1 pseudogene is annotated in these 489 nt (G+C 68.1%); it reads left to right on the top strand.

The window, feature by feature from the left end:
• Window positions 1-489: pseudogene (locus tag ACTT8P_RS38460) on the top strand (glucose-6-phosphate isomerase); the annotation flags it as partial.

The raw sequence follows: 489 nt of genomic DNA, 5'->3' as shown, positions 1-489 counted from the left end.
CTTCGCGGACCGGGTGCGGTCCGGCGCGTGGACCGGTCACACCGGCCGGCGTATCCGCAATGTCGTCAACATCGGCATCGGCGGCTCCGACCTGGGCCCCGCGATGGCCTACGAGGTGCTGCGCGCCTTCACCGACCGGGACCTGACCGTCCGCTTCGTCTCGAACGTGGACGGCGCCGACCTGCACGAGGCGACCCGCGACCTGGACCCGGCGGAAACGCTGTTCATCATCGCGTCCAAGACGTTCACCACCATCGAGACGATCACCAACGCCACCTCGGCCCGGTCCTGGCTGCTTGACGCCCTCGGTGACGACTCCGCCGTCGCCAAGCACTTCGTCGCCTTGTCGACCAACGCGGAGAAGGTCGCGGACTTCGGCATCGACACGGCCAACATGTTCGAGTTCTGGGACTGGGTCGGCGGCCGCTACTCCTTCGACTCGGCGATCGGCCTGTCCCTGATGATCGCCATCGGCCCGGACCGGTTCCG

The sequence above is a fragment of the Streptomyces sp. JW3 genome (assembly GCF_052216785.1).
Classification (GTDB): domain Bacteria; phylum Actinomycetota; class Actinomycetes; order Streptomycetales; family Streptomycetaceae; genus Streptomyces.
This window is presented reverse-complemented; position numbering and strand designations above follow the sequence as displayed.